The sequence below is a fragment of the Paenibacillus sp. 4624 genome, from assembly GCF_050435065.1.
In the GTDB taxonomy this organism is placed as follows: Bacteria; Bacillota; Bacilli; order Paenibacillales; family Paenibacillaceae; genus Paenibacillus; species Paenibacillus amylolyticus_D.
Genome location: NZ_JBNDJR010000008.1, coordinates 269,304 through 289,230 on the forward strand (window position 1 = coordinate 269,304; position 19,927 = coordinate 289,230).

Genomic DNA, 19,927 nt, shown 5'->3' on the forward strand with positions numbered 1-19,927 from the left:
AGAGACAAGCTTTGGAGGGAGGGAACATCCTTTTAGAACTTGTTTTTTGCCGTATGCAGAAACATGAAAAAAGCCTCTCCGAGGAGAGGCTTGGCCTTACCGTTACAGGCCTTTTGTTTTGTCGTGGTTGTAGGATGAAGTGAGAATGCCTGTGATAAATAGCGTCAATACAACTGCAATAATCCAGAATGTCAGTGAAAACGACATACACTTCGCACCTCCTGCACAAACTCATTTACTTCTATTATAACCATATTTGTTAGAAAAGGAATGCCCCGTCCCATCATTTGTAAAATAAAAAGTGGGTAGGCACAGGTCTCAGACTGCCATCCGAAGGGTTATTAATGACTCGGTTATTCAGAATTAGCGATGAGGAACCACCGCCATCCAGATTATAAGCGTCCACTACGCCAAGTTTAAGCAATCGGCCTTGCATCTCTTCGAGGGTGGCACCTGAGCTTCCGCTCTCGTTATAACCATCGACAACCATAATCAGTAATTGATCATCTTTGTAATTGCCAATGACGGTTCGAGGAGCCCGTTTCGGTGACACCTTCCATTTGTCTGGAATAATCGTTTTCTGTCCATTTTTCATAAGGACGGGTACAAATGTTGCTCCAAATTGCGGGCGTAGACGATCCAGGGAGCTTTTATCGAAAAACTTGCCTCCCACCAGTTTACCAGCATCGTTTAACCCGACAAAGAACAGGTCTTTGAAGCTAGCCTGAAAACCGTTGATGTACTTCCCATCCATGACGGTAGTGCTGAGGGGGTAACGCTTGCCACCACTGTCAGCAAATCCGCCAGCATTAATCCCGGCAATCGCTCCGCTCCGTTTGACGGCTTGCATTGTCGTTTCTGATCGCCCTAACTCACTATTTAAGGCCATCTTCATCGCATTGTGATCTTTCAGCTTGATCTTCATGGCATATCCCTTATAGGTGTCTGGGTTTACCCGATACAGCTCGATGGTGATCCGATCACTGTCTACCCGATCCAAAGGAACGCCAAGTTTGGACGTAATGCGCTTGTTGTAGATTGTTTCCGGGCGAGCAGCTTGAACTTTAGCCTTTTGTACAATGGTAGACATCGTACTGGTCGTTTTATTGTAAAGCAGGGTTGTTCTTTTAATAGAAGAAGAAGTTTGAACAGCAGCCTCTTTTGCTCCCGCAAGTTCCTTGCTGATTGTTTGGGTCTGAGAGGTTACCTCATCCTCTGGCAAGTTTGTGGGAATGATAGCTCCTACTTCTAGTTCAGGACGAAATAGCAACAAACATATGATCAATCCTATAAAAGGAGCGAGTGCAAGCATAAAAAAACGATTAACCTGTTTCACGGGTGTAATCATTTGAGCAAGTCCATCTTTTTCTGGAGAGCTTCCAGTTGTTTCTTCACTTCGCTCAATTGCGTATACAATTTGTTGCTGTTGTCTGTTTTGTTGCTTGCATTGTCCTTGGTGAACGTTAACAGTTCATTGAAGGACTGAACCTGTCCTTGCAATGCCGCAACTTCTGAAGAGATCGTTGTTAGTTGCTTTTCATAATCGTTTTTCAATGCGTCAATCTGATGCTGGGTATGGACCTGAAGCTGATTGATCATCTGTTGCTGGAGGTGGTTACTATAATAGTAGGTTCCAGTGACTCCTAGTGCAATGAGAACGATCCACATGACCAGAAACCACTTAACGGATGATCTGATCTTGCCTTTGGCGCTCCGGGTGTGATGGATGTCAGAAGACGGGTCGGATAGTTTCATAACATCACTCCTGGTTCGGGTATATTAGATTAAAAAAATCCAATCCTCATTCTACCATGCTGCTATGGATTACGCAAAAATGAAATTCTTTAAATAATAGATCAAAAAGAGATTGCATCGGAAGGAAGTCCTAGGATACAATTTCTTATAGATGCAATAAGTAGGAACTTTGGGCGGGTTTTTCGACTTTTTTAGATAGAAATGCAGGAATTTTATACTAGGTTTTGATCATTTCAAGTATGGAATGGGGCCCATCTTGCCTTTTCTACAGCAGAATACAGTCAGAAAACAGAGGTTTTGAGCTTCTGAGTCCTGTATTCTCCTTTTATTCGACATAATCCGACCTTAGCTTCATCTATACTCGGACTGTCGCATAAAATGCCTAAAGGATATAGATGGAAAACAGAAGTCAATTGTCCAATACATAACAGGGGGAACCACAATGAAAAAAGTATGGCAGGTGGTCATCGTAGATATCCACCCCACCAGCATGCTGGGAACAAAATTAATCTTGGAAGAGCAACAGGATCTGACGGTACGTGGTATGACTTCGACCGGAACGGAGGGCCTTGAACTGGTGAGTATGCATAAGCCTGATCTGATTCTCATGGATTATCGTCTTCCAGAAGGGCAGGCAGATCAATACATCGCTCAAATCAAAGGGTTATCGAATGAGACACATATTATTATTCTGACAGATGAAGATAACATAAAGCTATTTCGTTACCTGATGGGCCTCGGTGCAAGTGGCATGTTATCCAAACAGGCTTCGCCAAGCCAACTGATTCATCTGATCTCTGGGCTCAGAGAAGGTTACGTTTCAATACCCATGTCCTGGTTAAACAGTGAGGATTGGGGGCAACCTGCCGATTCACAGGCTGAAGAAGGTATAATTGAACTAACCGAGACAGAAACTTTTATTATGGAAAGAATTGTTCAAGGGGTAACCTATGATAAAATAGCGAGTGAGATCAATGTGAGCCGGCGCTCGATAGACAATTACTTGCGTAAAATCTATGTGAAGCTGGAAGTGAGCAGCAGAGCGCAGGCCATCGAACGATATGCCTTGCATGCAAGGCAATCCAAGACGGTGTCTTGATTATTGCATCGTTTAGTCCTGGCAGGTCCAAATAAAATTGTTCTTATAGGTCAAAGTCAGATGGGTCCACTCATGCGATAATTCAGGTATTCGTTCAGTTATATTTGGTGCCCAGTCGGAATAGGTTGTAGGGCGGCTGCGAGAACAGTTTCGGAATAGGGTTGAAGGAGGATCTATCCATGAAATATTTCTTTGCTTCCCGTACCAACAGGCTTTTGTCTTCACCGTTGAGGGATATACGTGAGATGTCTGGCAAGGAGTATTTCATTTCTCTCGCTGAAGAATTGCCTGCGGAGGAACTGTTTCCTTTTAAATTGTTGGAGGAAGCGGCATTGTCCGTATTTAGTTCAGGCCCTTCTGCATTGCAGTACGGTGAGCCAGGGGGATATGCTCCATTAAGAGAATGGTTGAATGATGATTGGAATAAGCGCAAGGGTATCCGGACTGTCTCCAATCAGATTCTGCTGACTACAGGAACTCAACAGGCAATCGATCTCGTGATGCGTCTGTTACTGGAGCCGGGAGACTCTGTACTTGTTGAACATCCTACTTCTCCTGGTTGTCTTGAAGTACTTGAAATGCAAGGAGCCAAAATTGTACCCGTTTTGGGAGATCAGGATGGCATTTTACCAGATTTATTGGAACAGCACATGCAGCAGGTGAGACCGAAGCTGCTTTTTGCTGCACCCAGCTTTTCGAATCCCACGGGAATTTTGTGGACCATGGAACGACGAGAGGCTGTTCTTGAATTGTGTGCGCGTTACGGTGTGCTTCTTGTTGAGGATGATTCCTATGGTGAGTTGCATTTTGACGGCTTGGAGCCAGCTGCCTTCTATCGCAAGTATCCTTCGCTCTTTGCATTAGATACTGCAGATCAAGGTGGACATGTCCTCTACATCGGGTCCTTCAGCAAAACAGTTGCACCTGCACTCCGCACAGGGTGGGCTGCGGGACATCCGAAACTGATTGAGGCAATGGCCTCCGTCAAACGAATTGCGGATGGACAATCCAGTCCAATGAATCAGCGGCTACTGTACCAATTGCTCGCTCAGTCACCTTTTCGATGGAGCGATCACTTATCCATGCTGAACAGGGAATATAAAACAAGACTTAAATTAATGCTTGAATTGTTGAAGAGACCAGGCTGGAAAGGATGCAGCTATAATATTCCTCAGGGTGGAATGTATCTATGGGTGCAGTTGCCGGAAGGACTGAACAGTGAGGCACTGCTTAAGGCAGCTTTATTGAAGGGCGTATCTTTTCTGCCCGGAACGTTATGCTCCACAGGAACACTTGATCAACAATATATTCGGTTAAACTTCAGCCGCCCCGGCCGGGATGAGTTGTTGCTTGGCATGAATTTAATTAATGAAGCCATCTCAGAATTTACCGCTCGCAGTTAAGGGGAGAACGATTTCAACTCAGAATTTCAATGTAGTTTAAAAATCATTTAGATTACCTTATTGCATCCACTAACATTTTTATATATAATATGAATTAATGAGTGGCTGGTTTCTTTAAAACGATGCAACAACGGTTGCGAGTCCAGGTTACGCACTCATACATTTTAATCATTGGGGGAAATTTTAACATGTCTAACGTTCTTTTTATTAAAGCTAATGACCGTCCTGCGGATCAAGCAGTTAGTGTTCAATTGTACGATGCATTCCTGAGCGCATACAAAGAGTCCCACCCAGGTGATACCATCACTGAGCTGGACCTCTACAATACAGATCTTCCTTACTACGGCAACACTGTAATCACTGGTGGTTACAAAGCAGCTAACGGTATCGAAGCAACTCCAGAAGAGCAAAAAGCAGCAACACTGGCTGCACAATTGCAAGATCAATTCCTGGCAGCTGATAAAGTGGTATTTGCGTTCCCACTGTGGAACTTCACTGTTCCAGCACCACTGGTTAACTACATTTCTTACCTGAGCCAAGCGGGCAAAATGTTTAAATACACTGCTGAAGGCCCAGTAGGTCTTGTAGGCGACAAAAAAGTAGCATTGTTGAACGCACGTGGTAGCGTATATTCCGTAGAGCCTATGGCATCTGCTGAAATGTCCGTTCGTTATGTAACAAACGTACTTGGCTTCTGGGGCATCCAAAACCCTGAGGTTGTCGTTGTAGAAGGTCACAATGCTTCTCCTGATCGTTCCCAAGAGATCGTGGAAGCTGGCTTGAAATTGGCTAAAGAAGTAGCAGCAAGCTTCTAATCCATTTCAATATGGATTTACTGAAAACGCCCGTCGTCTCCAGAAGGAGATGACGGGCGTTTTTTGTGTGTTTTTTGGCGCGCGAGAGCTTCCTAGCTATATATTCACATGGAAGGCAGGTAACTCGAAAACGCCAAAAGAGTCTTTTATCGTTCATCGTATGGTTCAGTTCTTGGTTGGATTCAGGAGATAACGTTCGGTGACTTCGGCAACCTGGACAAGATCTTCCTGCCCCCAAACTTCGGATTCAGTGGAGTTCACATTGAATGTGTTCAATGGATCATAATCAGTCCATGTATCTGTTTCCACGGCCGTCAGTCCCTGATCTTGCATCATAAGTGCATGTTCGGTTAATGCCTCCACACCTTTAACGGAGAGCATATATTTTCCACGGGAAATACGTTCAAACCAGCCGTAATAGTTTTTCTGCAAAATAGCTGCCGCTGAGCCTACACCTGTCTGACGGGCAAGTGCCGCCGGTGAAGATTCACCACTAGACCTTAGTGCGGCGGCGACACGTATAGCCTTTTCGCGATAAGCCGTCATCAGCTCGCGGCCTGTACTGCCCCCTGTATTATAATCGCCGCTCCGTTCATCGAATTCCTTCAGCAGGCGCTGGCGGCGTATCCCGCTCTTACGGGCTACCGGGCGGGATCGCACAGTGCCCGATATCGCAGCGGGTTCGCATAACACATCAATCAGAGGTGCTTTGGTTTTGTAAAAGGTGACCGTCAATAGTCCCAGGCCGAGCTGCCTGCACAGTGTTGTTAACTCGCTCCAGCGCTGATTGACCGCTCCGCGTTTACTTCGGTTGCGCTCCACAGCCAGATAAACGAGTGGGCTGATTTTCAGGCGTTGCAAGCCTTGCAATAGCAAAGACAGGTTAAACGTTTTTTTCATCTCGACAATAAGGGGGTCCGTCTGATCTGCCTTGATGCCGACCAGGTCACAGTGCTTAACCTCTGCTTTGATATCGAAGCCGCGCTGTTCAAAAAAAGTTTTGACAGGGGAATACAGCTCCGTTTCATATTGTATAGCCATGCTCTTTACTCCTCTCCCGAAGTGTTCTGCCTGCTTTCCGCCGCATTGTCCGGTTTCCATCATTAGAACCTTCATTATAGCATATTCATGCTTTTTTTTCTGAGGTCACAAGATGTCTGATAGAACAGCATATACGTAAAATTCAGGGTCAAGGTTTGAAAAAAAGAGGTCAACTTATCCAAATTGCCGCATAGGTATGTAATACACTTTTCACATCCATACAAGACCATTGAAACAAAGGTAGCGGGACTAAGCCGGACCGCAGAAGGGTATTCAAGCAGGAGCTGCAACTCTATTGATTTCTTCATACCATTCGGAATGGTTGACAATCACACTAAAGGAGCCATGGGAGGTACCAAGCATGAATATTTTTGAACGCGTTGCGGAATATCAGGCAGAGAGTGACCGTTTGTCATGGAACGGAACATTTGAAGATTATATTGCACTGCTGAGAGAGGACCCGACTCCGGCAATGACGGCTCACGCACGAGTGTATCAGATGATTGAATCGTTTGGGGTAGAAGAGGTGGGGGGACACAAGCGGTACAAATTTTTCGAGCAGGAGATCTTCGGACTGGATCGTTCCATTGAAAAACTGGTGGAGGAATATTTTCATTCGGCAGCGCGCCGCTTGGATGTACGCAAACGGATCTTGCTACTGATGGGACCGGTCAGCGGTGGTAAGTCTACCCTGGTGACGTTGCTGAAGCGGGGGCTGGAGCAGTTTTCACGTACAGAAAAAGGGGCAGTGTATGCTATTGAGGGATGCCCGATGCATGAGGAGCCGCTTCATCTCATTCCACTGGAGCTTCGGCCTGACGTGGAGAAAGAGATCGGTGTACGCATTGAGGGCAATCTCTGCCCATCGTGCCAGATGAGACTTCGCACCGAGTATGGTGGGGACATCAGTAAGGTTCGGGTGGAACGAGTCATCATCTCGGAAGATAATCGGGTGGGGATTGGTACCTTCAGTCCGTCAGACCCGAAATCTCAGGATATTGCTGATCTGACAGGCAGCATCGATTTCTCGACGATTACCGAATTTGGATCGGAATCGGATCCACGGGCGTATCGGTTTGACGGAGAACTGAATAAGGCCAACCGTGGTTTGATGGAGTTCCAGGAGATGCTGAAATGTGACGAAAAATTTCTGTGGAACCTGTTATCCCTGACACAGGAAGGCAATTTTAAAGCAGGCCGGTTCGCACTAATCAGTGCAGATGAAATGATTGTTGCACACACGAACGAATCCGAGTATAAGTCTTTCATTTCTAACAAGAAAAATGAGGCTTTACAGTCGCGGATGATTGTAATGCCGATTCCGTATAACCTGAAGGTGTCGGAAGAAGAGAAAATTTACGCCAAGCTGATTCAGCAAAGTGATATGAAACATGTGCACATTGCTCCGCATGCGCTACGTACAGCGGCGATCTTTTCCATACTTACACGATTGAAGGAAACGAAAAAACAAGGCATGGATCTGGTAAAAAAAATGCGGATGTACGATGGCGAAGAGGTTGAAGGCTATAAAGAAGCCGATCTGCGAGAAATGCAAAATGAATATTTGGACGAGGGCATGTCCGGTATCGATCCACGGTACGTGATTAACCGGATATCCAGCGCTTTGATTAAGCAAAACCTTCAGTGCATTAACGCGCTGGATATCCTGCGTGCGATCAAGGATGGGCTGGATCAACACGCGTCGATTACAAAGGAAGAACGAGAGAGGTACCTAAACTTTATCGCTCTGGCACGTAAAGAGTATGATGAACTTGCGAAGAAGGAAGTGCAGAAAGCTTTTGTATATTCGTTCGAAGAGTCAGCCAAAACGTTGTTTGAAAATTATTTGGATAACATTGAAGCATTCTGCAACTGGTCCAAAATACGTGATCCGTTGACTGATGAAGAGATGGACCCGGATGAGCGGCTGATGCGTTCCATTGAGGAACAGATTGGTATCTCCGAAAATGCGAAGAAAGCGTTCAGGGAAGAAATTCTGATTCGGATCTCGGCATACTCTCGTAAGGAGCGCAAGTTTGAATATAGCAGCCATGATCGTCTGCGGGAAGCCATTGAGAAAAAGCTGTTCGCTGATCTCAAGGATATCGTCAAGATTACAACCTCAACGAAAACACCGGATGCCACACAATTGAAGCGCATGAATGAAGTCATCAAACGTCTTATCGAAGAGCATGGATATACGGCTGCAAGTGCCAATGAATTGTTAAGATACGTGGGAAGTTTGCTTAACCGCTAACCTGCTACACCATTCCGAATTAGGTCCTGAAGATTTGTTGTGAGGCTCCTTCGCAACAGATTCAGGGCCTTTTTATATTAAAATAAGTCATTTATTATAAATGTTTTACAATTTAATATAATTAATCCCACATTAAATAGTTCTTAGGGTATATGTGTGTTTAGGTATTTTAGTCTATAATCAATTAAAATTGTTTTAATTTTGGGTTGAAAAGTGGATAAGGAGTTGATCTGATCGGATATGAGTAGCATTTCGGCAGAAAGGCAAAAACAACTGGATTATGTGGGGTTAACTGCACAAGATTTGAGACTACTTGCTGATCATCGGCCTGTCTTCGAAAAAGTGGTTGAAGATGTGGTGGACCACTTTTACAAACATGTGGGGAAGTACCCGGAATTAACGGAGCTGATCGCCCGATTTTCCAATATTGAACGATTGAAGGAAACACAACGGATGTATTGGTTGTCCATGACAGACGGCGTTGTGGATGATGCATATATTGAACAGCGGATCACGATTGGATTAGTTCATTCGCGCATTGGACTGACAACCAACTATTATCTCGGTGCTTACATGGCCTATCTGGACATCGCTACCACCATATTTAAACAGCTTGCCCCGGATTCGTGGCACTACGTCATACATGCACTAAGCAAAATGTTCAATCTGGATTCGCAGCTCGTTCTGGAAGCTTATGAAAAAAAAGAAAAAGAGCAGCTTCACCAGCTCGCTGCAGATCAGGATGATACACTGCAAGCGATCACACAAATTACACAGGAGCTCACCGGTATGATTACGGAATTAAATGAAAATGCATTATCCATCTCCGCTGTAGCGAAGGAAACGGTTGTTTCCCAGGATCAGGCGCATGTGCTTCTGGAAGAGTTAACTGGAGGAATGCAGCAGATTGAAAAAATGGGTGAGCTGATTCGTGAAATTTCGGATCAAAGTCACCTTGTTGGCCTGAACGCTGCAATTGAAGCGGCGCATGCCGGAGAGTTTGGACGTGGATTTGAAGTGGTTGCAAGTGAAGTACGCAAGCTGGCGGCAAGCTCCAGAGATGCGCAAAGCAAAATTCAATTTAATCTGAATCAGATTATGGAAATATTAAAAAGAGTGCAGCAGGAGTCTGAGCGTACTTCGAGCGGGGCGCGAAGTCAGGCCGCACGTTCATCCGAGCTTGCCGTTTTTGCGACAGCGATGGAGAAACTTGCAACGGATTTGAGGAAGCTGTAGCAGTAACGTGAACGCGGATGCACCAGGAACCTTCCATACCGTTTCCGGTTGTAATAAGCTATAATGGGTAGACAAACCTGCTGTTGTTATAGATAATATAGCCGGAGACAGGCGATTTAAGAAGAGGTCGAGGTGATAAGATGGCTTCTATCCATGATGTAGCCAAAGAAGCGGGGGTATCTGTTGCAACCGTTTCCAAAGTATTGAACGACTATCCGGACGTTAGCGAAAAAACACGCAAAAAAGTAAATATAGCTATCGAACTATTAAAATATCAACCCAATGTAGTCGCTCGTGGACTGGTTAAACGCCGTTCATGGACAGTGGGGGTACTGCTTACCGTTCCGTTTACGAATCCGTTTGTATCCGAGTTACTTGAAGGTATCAAAACAGCTTTGGAAAATAGCGGTTATGATCTTGTTCGATTATCAACTCGATTTGATGACCCTACATATTCTTTCATCAAGCACTGCCGTAGCCGAAATGTGGATGGCGTTGTTGTCTTCGGGGAAGGCCGGGAAAACAAAAGCATTCAGGAACTGGTTTCAGCAGAGATTCCAACGATGTTCATTGATACCGATCTGTTTGGCAAACGTGCAGGTTACATTACGACAGACAATGTAAATGGTGTTGCTATGGCAGTGAAGCATCTGCATGAGCTAGGGCATCGCAAGATTGCCTACATATCAGGTACACTGGGACCTGCGGTAGCTAACCTTCGTTTAGATGGATACAAGGAAGGGCTTCGTTTATGCGGCATTCCTTATGCAACGATCTATCTGGAAGTCTGTGACTACTCATTTGATGGCGGTGCCAAGGCAGCTCGGCGTTTGCTGGCTCTTAGGGAACAGCCTACAGGTATCATCTGTGCCTCGGATATGTCTGCTTTTGGCGCAATTCATGAGATTGAGAAACATGGTTTCCGTGTGCCAGAGGATATCTCAGTGGTCGGATTCGACAATACGTATTATGCCGAGGTGTTTAAGCCAGGATTAACAACGGTGAATCAGAATATCTACACCATAGGGATTCGAGCCATTGAATATCTGATTGCGATGATTGAAAATCCTTCCTATACACCTCCTGTCGTGACGGAACCATCAAATTTAATTGTTCGCCAGACGACAGCGCCAGTAAATGAAGTATATCCGGAATTCCCCGCACAGCCATAGGCTGTGCTTTTTTTGTTATTGAATAATACGTTAATATTGCAGTACGAAAGGCATGGACGGTGATCATAAGTATAAAAAGAGGGGGGTGGACACTAAATTTCCATATTTACAGTAAAAGGCACCATGACATAAATTTGATAATGTAACCGCTTACTTAGAAAGTAAAGCAGGTTCCCAAGGGCGTAATCAGGCTCACTTGAGGAGGTTAAGAACCGTGCATTGAAGTTCCTGATTCCATCCGTGCGACGTAATATGTTGCCAGTTGACAGACCAGCAGAGGAAGTCCATGCATGCAGAAGTGTGTTGTGAAATGCCCGATGTTTGACCGCGTTACAGGATGGATGACGAAATTCACAAGGAGGAATTGACGTGCGGGGAAAATGGTTGAGGTTATGCTTGGCAGCAACTCTGATCTTTAGTTTGTTGCCAGGGATCGGAGCAGGAGAACAGAAGGCAAGCGCAGCAAATGCAGGCGACATTTTGTTGTCGCATTCGTTCGAGGATGGCACGACTCAAGGCTGGACAGCACGGGGTGGAGTGACGGTTGACGTGACTGGAGATCAGGCTTACCAAGGTACACGTTCCCTGAAAACAACGGGACGTACGGAAGCCTGGAATGGACCTTCACTTTCATTGTCGGATGTGGTGAACAAGAATGCTGTCGTTGAAATATCTGGTTATGTGAAACTGGTTGCAGGTTCAGCACCGGCTAATCTGAAATTCACCGTGGAGCGCCGTGATGGCAACGGGGATGCACAATATGATCAGGTTAACGCAGCCGAGCAAGTAACCGATCAGAAATGGGTGAAGCTGCAAGGGCAATATAGTTATGAACAAGGCAGTGGCCCGCAACTGTATTTGGAGAGCACGGATGCAACAGCTGCTTATTTGTTAGACGAGTTCCAGATCCGGCTTGTTAAACCTGCTCCAGAGAATCCAGGTGAACCGGGAGAACCGGGCAAAGCTTTGTTTAACGCTGATTTTGAAGATGGGAATATCGGAAAATGGAAGCCTCGCGGTACTGAAAAGCTGGAGGTAGTCAGCGGCTTCGGACACAATAGTAACCGCAGTTTGAAAACCTCATCCCGAACGGAAACCTATCATGGACCGCTGGTAGAGGTGCTGCCTTACTTGCAAAAGGGAAGTACAGTTCATGTCTCCTTCTGGGCGATGTATGATGAAGGGCCTGCAACACAGGTGATCAACGGCTCATTGGAGAAGGAATTTAATGGTGACGCAACCAAGCTGGAATATGCGACATTTGCTTCCACCACGCTGAATAAAGGCCAGTGGAAGAAGATCGAAGCGGATATCATCGTGCCAGCAGAAAGCACGGGTGTAAGCGGATTGCGGATATACGCCGAGACACCGTGGAAGCAGTCTTCTGAAGTGACAGAGACAGACACGATTCCGTTCTACATTGATGATGTTCAGATTACAGCGACGGAAGCGATCGCAATTGAGAAGGATATCCCGGATTTGGCAAAAACGCTGGGTACATCTTATGCTCTTGGCGCAGCGATTGACCAAACGGCTTTAGATCCACAAGATCCGCACTCGGATCTGCTTAAGAAACATTTTAAAAGTATTACTGCGGGCAACTTCATGAAAATGGATGCCATGCAGCCGACGGAGGGCAATTTCGTCTGGTCTGAAGCAGACCGGCTCGTTAACTTTGCTGCAGCGAACAATATGGAGGTCAGAGGTCATACATTGCTCTGGCACAGTCAAGTGCCGGATTGGTTCTTTACCGATCCAAATGATCCATCAAAGCCGGCTACGCGTGAGCAACTTCTGAAACGTATGAAAACACATATTCAAACGATTGTGAGCCGTTACAAGGGCAAAGTGCATACGTGGGATGTTGTCAATGAAGTCATCTCGGATGGCGGTGGTCTGCGTGATCAGGCGAGCAATTCGAAATGGCGGGATATCATTGGCGATGTAGACGGCGACGGAGATGACAGTGATTATATTGAACTGGCTTTCCGTTATGCACGCGAGGCTGATCCTGACGCGGTACTGGTGATCAATGATTACGGTATTGAAGGCAGTGTCAGCAAAATGAACGACATGGTTAAACTTGTGGAGAAATTGCTTGCTAAAGGTACACCGATTGATGCCATCGGTTTTCAAATGCATGTGTCGATGTACGGACCGGATGTAAAACAAATTCGCGAAGCGTTCAACCGGGCGGTTGCTCTGGGGGTTCACATTCAAGTAACAGAGCTGGATATGTCGATCTATTCAGGGAACTCGGAGCAGGAGAAACCTGTAACGGATGAGATGATGCTGGAGCAGGCTTATCGTTACCGTGCGTTGTTTGATCTGTTCAAGGAGTTTGATGATCGTGGTGTTATGGACAGTGTGACGTTATGGGGACTTGCTGATGACGGCACATGGCTGGATGATTTCCCAGTCAAAGGCAGAAAGGATGCACCGCTGCTGTTTGACCGTAAATTGAAAGCCAAACCTGCTTACTGGGCGCTAGTTGACCCGGCCTCCTTGCCTGTATATCGAAATGAATGGACGGCCGCACAATCCAAAGTATCTTTGCCAGATGGTAAAGGGCAGGAAGATATTATCTGGGGAGCTGTTCAGGCCAAGCCGGTTTCACATGTAATCGAAGGCACAGCAGGGACTACAGGTCAAGTGAAAACATTATGGGATGGGAAAAAACTGAACCTGCGCATTGAAGTCAAAGACGCCACACGTCTGAAAGGCGACCAGGTAGAGGTGTTTGTCAGCCCGGAAGATTTGGCAACGAGCAAGAAAAACCCGACACCGGAAGATGGACAATATGTCTTTCATCGGGATGGCGGCAAAGGCAAAGATCAGAAGCTGTACCAAGTGAAGGAGAATAAATCGGGATATGTTGTCTATGCATCACTGCCGTTCTCCGCAGCTGATCTAGCGGAAGGCAAGGTGTTATCTCTGGATTTCCGCATTACGGATAAACAGCCTAACCATAAAACTTCCGTTATTGTCTGGAACGATACGAATAATCAGCAACCGCAGAAAAAGGAAAGTCGGGGCAAACTTAAGTTAGGTCCTGCATTAAAACAAGTCAAAGTTTCATATGGAACTCCTGTTGTAGATGGTAAGGAAGATAAGCTATGGAAAAAAGCAGTGACCATCACAACGGATGTTAAGGTTGCAGGAGATGCCGGTGCTAAGGCCAAGGCGAAGTTGCTGTGGGATGAAAAGTATCTTTACGTACTTGCTGATGTCAAAGATCCTTTGCTCAGTAAAAAAAGTGCTAATGCACATGAACAAGATTCCATTGAGCTATTCATTGATCTGAATAAAAATCAAACGAGTAGTTATGAGGACGATGATGCCCAGTATCGAGTTAATTTCGATAATGAAACTTCGTTCGGGGGTAATGCCCGTAAAGAGTTGTTCAAATCAAGTGCACGTAAGACGAAGGATGGATATGTGGTGGAGGCAGCTATTCCGCTGGAGAATGTTAACGCTAAGCAAAATAAATGGATTGGATTCGATCTACAGGTGAATGATGACGGTGCTGGGGATGGGAAACGTAGCAGTGTCTTCATGTGGAGTGATCCTTCAGGCAATTCGTACCGCGATACGTCCGGATTCGGTAGTCTGCTACTGATGAAGAAGTAGAATTACTGATCAAGCTTTAGATCAGGATGTTTAATGAAGTGTAACAAATAAGTGACCAGGGTGAAATGCGCTGTGCTTCTGGAAATAAGTGTTGATTTTCAGAGCTGGGACGTTTAGACTATAAACATTCATCATTAGCGGGTTTCATTGTATGCCAATCGGTTTATGACTAAGTCGCTAGTCGCAAAGTCAAATGCTAAGGAGGGAGTGCCTGTCATCCAGGCAGCGCACTCGCTTCTTTTTTTACATTCAACATACATATGAGCATTACCCGGCTGAAAGGACAGAGTGAGTGGAGCACATACATGGCACGTACAATCTACAACTTGTTATTTTATCCTATTTCATTGCGTCGTTAGCCTCTTATGCAGCACTTGATCTTGCAGGCCGTGTATCTTTGACGAGCGGAAGGGCACGTCACTGGTGGGTTGCTTGTGGGGCGATCTCTATGGGACTGGGTATCTGGTCGATGCACTTTGTTGGCATGATCGCTTTTGTGCTGCCTATGCACGTTTCCTATTCCATGGATAAGGTGATCTTGTCCGTTTTGTTAGCTATTTCCGCGTCGGGGGTAGCATTGGAATTCGCAGGTCGCCCGTCCAACCGAATTAGCAAACTTGTTTTTGCCGGATTACTGATGACTGCAGGTATCACCTCTATGCATTATGTGGGGATGGCGGCAATGTCGGTTCCGATTACCTACGAGCCGACTCTTGTAGTGTTATCCGTTCTGATTGCGGCTCTTGCTTCCTATGCGGCGCTGTGGCTAATGTTTTATTTCAATCGTCCGGAATCTAAATATCACTGGATCTACAAAATAGGCAGCGGACTGATCATGGGATTGGCGATTGCAGGTATGCATTACACCGGAATGGCAGCAGCCCATTTTTATCAAGCTCAAGTAATACCTGAGAGTTTAAACAGGCAGGTGGAGTCAGAGGTTCTTGCTTACCTCATTGCAGCGGGAACGTTTGTGACAATTGGTCTCACATTATTCGGTAATTTCATCAATCAACGGATGATCCAGAAAGATCAACGTATTCGTGAAAATGAACAGTGGTATCATGCCCTGTATCATAATCATTCGGATGCCATCGTTTCCGTGGATCGCGAAGGTATCATTAAAGGCATTAACGCTGTAGTCACTACAATTACTGGATATCCTGAGAAAAGGGTGATTGACCGCCCAATTAATCAGATTATTGAGCAGATCAATGTACAGTGTTCGAGTAAGGATAACGCTCACACATGGGACAACCAGGAATTGCAACAGCGGCATTACATGGCGAAAATGAGAAATACACAAAATGAACTTCTTGATCTGAGTATTGCGGTCATTCCAGTCATCATTGATGACACCCATGTCGGGAGCCATATCTTGATTAAAGATATTACAGAAGAGACCCAGGCACAGCAAAATATTCGGCATCAAGCTCTGCATGATCCACTTACAGGGTTGCCTAATCGACGTAAGCTGGATGAAGTGCTGGCTTCTACGATACAAGTCTGTGAACAAAAACAGCATAAGTTTGCTGTACTGGTCATGGACATTGACCGGTTTAAGATGATTAATGACTCTCTGGGACATTCCATCGGGGATGTGTTTCTGAAAGAAGTGAGTAGCCGAATTGTAACCGTAATTGAAGCTTCTCATCCTCAGGCAAACTCTAATGTTACGCTAGCCCGAATGGGCGGGGATGAGTTTACAATGGTAGTCACTGGAGAACAAGCGGATGAGAAACAAGTGGTTCGACTTGCAGAAAAAATTGTGGAAGCGATTAAGCAACCTTATCGTTTGAAGGAAAATGATTTTTACGTTACAGCAAGTATCGGTATTGCCATGTACCCTGAACATGGGGCAGGAACAGATGCTTTGATTAAACATGCGGACTCCGCCATGTACGAAGTCAAGAAAAATGGCAAGAACGGTTACCAGTTCTATACGGCTCAGCTCGACTCTGAACTTTATGAACGGATTGAGCTCGAAGGTTATTTAAGGAAAGCACTGGAGCGTAATGAGATGGTACTGTACTATCAGCCGCAGATTCGTACGCTGGACAGCCGAATGATCGGGGTAGAGGCTCTGATTCGCTGGCAACATCCGCTTAAAGGGCTGCTTGCACCCGATGTATTTATCCCGCTGGCCGAAGAGACCGGCATGATCTATGATATTGGTAACTGGACGATTCGTGAAGCCTGCAGACAGATGAAGCTTTGGCACGCTAGCGGCGGGCCTCTGATCCCGGTGTCAGTGAACTTGTCCAGCCAGCAATTTCACCAGTCGAATCTGGTGGAGCAGGTGCAGAATGCTTTAACTGAGACAGGTCTGGAAGCCAAATATCTGGAACTGGAAATTACAGAGAGCATGATGATGGATGCAGCGGTGTCCACGGCGATTCTAAACGAGCTGTCCGCTTTAGGTGTGAAGATCAGTCTGGACGACTTTGGTACGGGATACAGCTCGTTGAGTTATCTGAAGCATTTCCCGATCCACAAACTCAAGATCGACCGCTCGTTTGTTACGGATATCACCGAAAGCCACAGCGATCAGGCGATCGTAGCCACAATTATCTCGATGGCCCAGAATCTTAAGATGGAAGTGATCGCAGAAGGTATTGAGACCAAAGGCCAGCTCGATATTTTGATGCAAAATGATTGTCGGGAGATTCAGGGTTACTATTTCAGCAGGCCCTTACCAGCCAATGAAGTGGAAAACAATTTCTTTGTACCCCTGCGTTTGCTGGGGGAACGTAACACGGTGTTTCATTCGGTATAAACGGCCAAGAGGCAAGTTCCTGAGTAGTATCTGGAACTTGCCTCTTTTTTCGTTTTTCATGATATATCCGAACTTCGTCACTCCCGCCTATAAAAACTTGCGATGGTGCTTTTTGCCGTCATAGGTGAACCAGATCGGTTTATCCTCCACACGGGTCTCCACGTGCACCGTACGTCCCCAGAGACGGTACAGATACGGGAGCGTGCGCTCCATGTATTTCAGATCCAGCTCGATGCCCTCATACTGATGCTTCAACACGAGTTCGCCAGTACGCAGGTAGTCTGCATCCTGTACGACCAAATACGGAGAGCCGCCGTTAATGCGGGAAAATACAAGCTGGTCGCGGATATTTTCCCAGGACTTGTCGGTGATTTTCCAGTCCGGGCCTTTTTTCTCGAACACGTAGAGGTCGAGATCCTCGGTTAACTTTTTGGTCATGTAGTTACGGATGAACGAGGTATCCGAGTCGAACTCGCGCACCTCGAACATTTTGGCCCGACCCTGCCCAGGCTGACGTCCCCATCGTTCCTGTTCCTCGCGCGTGGGGTGATCCCAGCGGCGTTCGATATCCTCAAAGATTTTCAGTCCCAGGTAATATGGGTTCAAACTTTGCTTGGACGGCTGCACGACGGAAGAATTCAGCTTGGCAAATTCGATGGTATCCTCACTACTCAGGTCGAGTTCGCGTATAATGCGTTGATGCCAATACGAAGCCCAGCCTTCGTTCATGATTTTCGTTTCCATCTGAGGCCAGAAATAGAGCATTTCCTCTCGCATCATACTCATAATATCCCTTTGCCAATCGGTAAGCACCTCGGAGAACTCTTGGATGAACCACATAATATCCTTCTCCGGCTCCGGTGGAAAATGATGTACCTGCAAACTATCCGTAGGTTTTTCTTCGGTCTGCAGATGATCGAGCGACCACAGGTCGTCATATTGACCTTCCGGTTTAGGCGCTTTTTCACCACGCTGTTCGCGGATCTTCATCTCCATATAACGTTGTTTGTCTAGATGCCGCGGTTTGATGAGCTGTGGGTCTACATGCTCCTGAATAGCGATCACTGCATCGATGAAGGCTTCAACCGCTTCAGTGCCATATTCCATCTCATAGTTACTGATCCGATCCGCCGTGGCGGCCATACTTTCGACCATATTGCGATTGGATTTGGAGAAGCGGGCATTGTTTTTGAAAAAGTCGCAGTGTGCGAGTACGTGAGCGACGATTAATTTGTTCTGAATCAGAGAGTTGCCGTCCAGCAGGAAGGCGTAGCAGGGGTTGGAGTTGATAACGAGTTCATAAATTTTGCTCAGGCCAAAATCATATTGCATTTTCATCTTGTGAAACGTTTTGCCAAAGCTCCAGTGGCTGAACCTTGTTGGCATGCCGTAAGCACCAAAGGTGTAGATGATATCCGACGGGCAGATCTCGTAGCGCATCGGGTAATAGTCGAGGCCGAATCCATCGGCAATCTCCATAATTTCAGCAATGGCGTATTCCAGTTCGCGGATCTCATCGGTCATCCCAGGCTGCCTCCTTCTCTTTTTTGAAAAAAGCTGCGGAGTGCTTTGTACACTTCGCCTTTTTCTTTGATGACGTAATACATAAACTGATCCATTTTAATATGGCGATAGGCGGACATGAGTGTGCTGCTGCGGTTGTACTGGTTCACCTCACCGTAACCAAACATGTTGCTGCGCTTCATCAATTCGCCGATCAGCTTCACACACCGCTCATTATCGGAGGTTAGGTTATCGCCATCCGAGAAATGGAACGGGTAGATGTTGTAGCTGGAAGGCGGATAACGCTTATCGATAATATCCAGTGCTTTCATATATACAGAGGAGCAGATCGTACCGCCGCTCTCGCCGCGAGTGAAAAACTCCTCTTCCGTTACTTCTTTGGCTTCCGTGTGGTGAGCCAGAAACACAATTTCGACTTTCTCGTACTGACGACGAAGGAAACGCGTCATCCAGAAGAAAAAGCTGCGGGCACAATATTTTTCAAATGATCCCATCGACCCGGATGTATCCATCATGGCGATAATGACCGCATTGGACTGTGGAATAATTTTGTCTTCCCACGTCTTGTAACGGAGATCATCCGGACTGATGTGATGAATGCCTGGATTGCCTGTTGTTGCGTTGCGGCGCAGGTTCTCCAGTATGGTTCGTTTCTTATCGATGTTGGACTGCATGCCTTTTTTGCGGATATCGTTGAAGACCACGGTATGTGTCTCAATTAAATCTTTGTCCTTTTGTTTCAGATCCGGCAATTCCAGTTCAGCGAAGAGAATATCTTCCAATTCCTCGATGCTGACCTCAGCCTCCACGATGTCATGACCCGGTTGATCGCCAGCTTTCTCGCCCTTGCCCGGCTTCTGTGATGCAGGATCACGGCCAATGACATCGCCAACTTGGCTGTCACCGTCCCCCTGACCGACATGCTTTTGCTTTTGGTAGTTATACACAAAGCGGTACTCATCCAGACTCCGGATGGGTACCTTGATGATTTGTTGTCCATCGGACATGATAATATTTTCTTCGGTGATCAGATCAGGCAGATTTTGCTTAATGACATCTTTCACCTTTTGCTGATGGCGCTGCTGGTCCTGGTACCCTTTGCGGTGAAGCGACCAATCTTCCCGGGATACGACGAACGAGTAAGGCTGGTGTGAATTTGACATGTAGGCACCCCCCATTGATTACGCGGCACAGTTTGGCCTGTCGGTAATTAAGTATA

Annotated in this window: 13 protein-coding genes; 8 read left to right on the forward strand and 5 right to left on the reverse strand. The window is 46.2% G+C overall.

From position 1 onward, the window contains the following. Positions 1-283: 283 nt before the first annotated feature. Together ABIE27_RS19605 and ABIE27_RS19610 are read right to left on the reverse strand one after the other, a co-directional pair. A complete protein-coding gene (locus ABIE27_RS19605) occupies positions 284-1,348 on the reverse strand; it encodes a phosphodiester glycosidase family protein (RefSeq protein ID WP_429351261.1) in 1,065 nt (354 codons plus the stop codon). Continuing rightward, positions 1,345-1,755, reverse strand: coding sequence for a hypothetical protein (locus ABIE27_RS19610; RefSeq protein WP_123065022.1), 411 nt, complete (start codon positions 1,753-1,755; stop codon positions 1,345-1,347). The genes ABIE27_RS19605 and ABIE27_RS19610 overlap by 4 nt, the downstream gene beginning before the upstream one ends. 442 nt (positions 1,756-2,197) lie before the next feature. On the opposite strand from ABIE27_RS19610, the gene ABIE27_RS19615 reads away from it, so the two are divergent. The 3 genes from ABIE27_RS19615 to ABIE27_RS19625 all read left to right on the forward strand — a co-directional run bounded on the left by ABIE27_RS19615 (position 2,198) and on the right by ABIE27_RS19625 (position 5,072). Continuing rightward, on the forward strand, positions 2,198-2,854 hold the full coding sequence (locus ABIE27_RS19615; RefSeq protein WP_429351262.1) for a response regulator: 657 nt from the start codon (positions 2,198-2,200) through the stop codon (positions 2,852-2,854). 179 nt (positions 2,855-3,033) lie between these two features. Further along, complete coding sequence (locus tag ABIE27_RS19620) at positions 3,034-4,257, forward strand: PLP-dependent aminotransferase family protein (RefSeq protein ID WP_123065020.1); 1,224 nt, start codon at positions 3,034-3,036, stop codon at positions 4,255-4,257. Between the two features lie 122 nt (positions 4,258-4,379). Next, positions 4,380-5,072 (forward strand): FMN-dependent NADH-azoreductase, encoded by a 693-nt coding sequence (locus ABIE27_RS19625; RefSeq protein ID WP_429351263.1) that lies wholly within the window; start codon positions 4,380-4,382, stop codon positions 5,070-5,072. A 165-nt stretch (positions 5,073-5,237) separates the two neighbouring features. Here the strand turns inward: ABIE27_RS19625 and ABIE27_RS19630 are convergent, their stop codons facing one another. Continuing rightward, positions 5,238-6,113, reverse strand: a complete 876-nt coding sequence (locus ABIE27_RS19630; RefSeq protein WP_429351264.1) for a DUF2161 domain-containing phosphodiesterase — start codon at positions 6,111-6,113, stop codon at positions 5,238-5,240. 361 nt (positions 6,114-6,474) lie between these two features. Here ABIE27_RS19630 and ABIE27_RS19635 point away from each other — a divergent pair, with 361 nt between their 5' ends. The 5 genes from ABIE27_RS19635 (at position 6,475) to ABIE27_RS19655 (ending at position 17,184) form a co-directional block, all read left to right on the forward strand. Continuing rightward, complete coding sequence (locus ABIE27_RS19635) at positions 6,475-8,370, forward strand: PrkA family serine protein kinase (protein WP_123065018.1); 1,896 nt, start codon at positions 6,475-6,477, stop codon at positions 8,368-8,370. Between the two features lie 240 nt (positions 8,371-8,610). After that, entirely contained in the window at positions 8,611-9,606 is a 996-nt protein-coding gene (locus tag ABIE27_RS19640; RefSeq protein WP_429351265.1) for a protoglobin domain-containing protein, read from the forward strand. 140 nt (positions 9,607-9,746) lie between these two features. Then, the gene (locus tag ABIE27_RS19645; protein ID WP_123065016.1) at positions 9,747-10,778 is read left to right on the forward strand and encodes a LacI family DNA-binding transcriptional regulator; all 1,032 of its coding nucleotides are present in this window, start codon (positions 9,747-9,749) and stop codon (positions 10,776-10,778) included. A gap of 369 nt (positions 10,779-11,147) precedes the next feature. After that, positions 11,148-14,408: an endo-1,4-beta-xylanase gene (locus tag ABIE27_RS19650; RefSeq protein WP_123065015.1), complete on the forward strand. Its 3,261-nt coding sequence runs from the start codon at positions 11,148-11,150 to the stop codon at positions 14,406-14,408. 292 nt (positions 14,409-14,700) lie between these two features. Next, positions 14,701-17,184, forward strand: a complete 2,484-nt coding sequence (locus tag ABIE27_RS19655) for a bifunctional diguanylate cyclase/phosphodiesterase (RefSeq protein WP_123065014.1) — start codon at positions 14,701-14,703, stop codon at positions 17,182-17,184. 87 nt (positions 17,185-17,271) lie between these two features. Here the strand turns inward: ABIE27_RS19655 and ABIE27_RS19660 are convergent, their stop codons facing one another. After that, positions 17,272-18,708, reverse strand: coding sequence for a SpoVR family protein (locus ABIE27_RS19660; RefSeq protein WP_123065013.1), 1,437 nt, complete (start codon positions 18,706-18,708; stop codon positions 17,272-17,274). Further along, positions 18,705-19,871, reverse strand: coding sequence for a sporulation protein YhbH (gene yhbH / locus ABIE27_RS19665; protein WP_123065012.1), 1,167 nt, complete (start codon positions 19,869-19,871; stop codon positions 18,705-18,707). The genes ABIE27_RS19660 and yhbH overlap by 4 nt, the downstream gene beginning before the upstream one ends. Positions 19,872-19,927 lie beyond the last annotated feature (56 nt).

Excerpts from the sequence above, each read along its gene's own strand:
- ABIE27_RS19605 (WP_429351261.1), bottom strand. The coding sequence starts at position 1,348 with ATGATTACACCCGTGAAACAGGTTAATCGTTTTTTTATGCTTGCACTC.
- ABIE27_RS19610 (WP_123065022.1), bottom strand. The coding sequence starts at position 1,755 with ATGAAACTATCCGACCCGTCTTCTGACATCCATCACACCCGGAGCGCC.
- ABIE27_RS19615 (WP_429351262.1), top strand. The coding sequence starts at position 2,198 with ATGAAAAAAGTATGGCAGGTGGTCATCGTAGATATCCACCCCACCAGC.
- ABIE27_RS19620 (WP_123065020.1), top strand. The coding sequence starts at position 3,034 with ATGAAATATTTCTTTGCTTCCCGTACCAACAGGCTTTTGTCTTCACCG.
- ABIE27_RS19625 (WP_429351263.1), top strand. The coding sequence starts at position 4,380 with ATGCAACAACGGTTGCGAGTCCAGGTTACGCACTCATACATTTTAATC.
- ABIE27_RS19630 (WP_429351264.1), bottom strand. The coding sequence starts at position 6,113 with ATGGCTATACAATATGAAACGGAGCTGTATTCCCCTGTCAAAACTTTT.
- ABIE27_RS19635 (WP_123065018.1), top strand. The coding sequence starts at position 6,475 with ATGAATATTTTTGAACGCGTTGCGGAATATCAGGCAGAGAGTGACCGT.
- ABIE27_RS19640 (WP_429351265.1), top strand. The coding sequence starts at position 8,611 with ATGAGTAGCATTTCGGCAGAAAGGCAAAAACAACTGGATTATGTGGGG.
- ABIE27_RS19645 (WP_123065016.1), top strand. The coding sequence starts at position 9,747 with ATGGCTTCTATCCATGATGTAGCCAAAGAAGCGGGGGTATCTGTTGCA.
- ABIE27_RS19660 (WP_123065013.1), bottom strand. The coding sequence starts at position 18,708 with ATGACCGATGAGATCCGCGAACTGGAATACGCCATTGCTGAAATTATG.
- yhbH (WP_123065012.1), bottom strand. The coding sequence starts at position 19,871 with ATGTCAAATTCACACCAGCCTTACTCGTTCGTCGTATCCCGGGAAGAT.